This window comes from Nocardioides sp. CPCC 206348 (assembly GCF_048654705.1).
In the GTDB taxonomy this organism is placed as follows: domain Bacteria; phylum Actinomycetota; class Actinomycetes; order Propionibacteriales; family Nocardioidaceae; genus Nocardioides.
Genome location: NZ_JBMCZA010000079.1, coordinates 1,300 through 2,573 on the forward strand (window position 1 = coordinate 1,300; position 1,274 = coordinate 2,573).

Genomic DNA, 1,274 nt, shown 5'->3' on the forward strand with positions numbered 1-1,274 from the left:
CCGTCCGGCGAGCGCTTCCAGCGCCAGGGTGGGCAGCGCGAGCCCGAGCCGGGCCACGAGGTCGAGGGACGGTGCGAGGAGCGGCCCGTGGTCGTGCCCGGGTCCGGGCTCGGCGATCGGGGCGAACACGGGCTCGGCCGCCAGTCGTCGTACGACGGCCGAGCGCCAGGCGGCGTAGCGCGCTGCGGGTGCGGAGTCGGCCGCCATCACCCCGTCGAAGTCGTCGAACGCTCCCGGCACCAGCTGCTTGAGGATCGCCGCCGAGGGCAGCAAAGCGTCGTTGTGGATGTCCGCGAAGTCGGCCGTGGTGAAGCCGGCGCGGCCAGCGAGGAGCTCCCGGATCCGGTCCGCACGAAAGGGCGGGGAGAAGGACGACCCGACCAGGTCGCTCTCGGGACCGCGGCGTTCGTTGGCAGTGACGAGGGCATCGTCGGGAGACACCTCGACGCGGTTCGGGTCGTCGAGCCAGCCGGTCCAGGTGCCGTCGGCGTCCCGCAGCGGCACCCGCCCCGCGATCCGGTAGCGGGCCGCTCCGGTGCGATCAGCGATGACGAGGTTGTTGACCGGCTCCACCCAGCGGTCGAACGCGCGATCGACGTCCTCGACCGAACGGGCGCGCAGCAGCGGCAGGAGGGCATCGAAGCCGAGGTCACCGAGCACTGCAGAGGTGGTGCGCACGGCCAGGCCCGGCGCGAGGCGCAGCAGGCCGGCGGGCAGGGGTTCGTCCGGCTCGACCTCGACGACGTCCTGGTAGTCGGCCGAGGCGTTCGTGATCGCCCAGGCGACCTCACCTGCGTGGGCGAAGTGCTGCACGCCGGGGACCCCGACGAAGGAGAAGCCGACCACGTCGAACGCGTCGTCCGGGTCCTCACACGCCAGCCGCACCTGCTGGTAGACACCGGGCTGTTCGAGGTTGCGGTGCGGGTCGCCGCCGATGAGCGGGTGGCCCGATGTGGTGCGCGCACCACCGACCACCCAGGCGTTGCTGCCCGAGGTGTGCGGCCCTTCGTGGGACAGCAGGCGGGCGTCCTCGCCGAGCACCTCGGCCGCGAGGCGGTCCCAGAGGCGGGAGCCGACATTGCCGAACAGCACGTGCTGGGCGAGGAAGGTCGCCAGCGGCGTCCACGGTTCCCACTCCCCCGGCACGTGGCCGAGGTGGGCGAGCTCGGGAATCGCTGCATGGTCGGTCGCCTTCATTCCGGCATTCACGCCGTCGACGTACGACGTCAGGAAGGACCGGGTCTCGTCGGTGCAGGACGCGAAGGCCCGCTGCG

The 1,274-nt window shown here is 72.5% G+C and carries 1 protein-coding gene; it reads right to left on the reverse strand.

Translation table 11 applies throughout. The features are described 5' to 3' along the window. Positions 1–1,274, reverse strand: a 1,274-nt coding sequence (locus tag ACOADB_RS03860; RefSeq protein WP_378596613.1) for a penicillin acylase family protein, incomplete at both ends; no start/stop codon positions are given.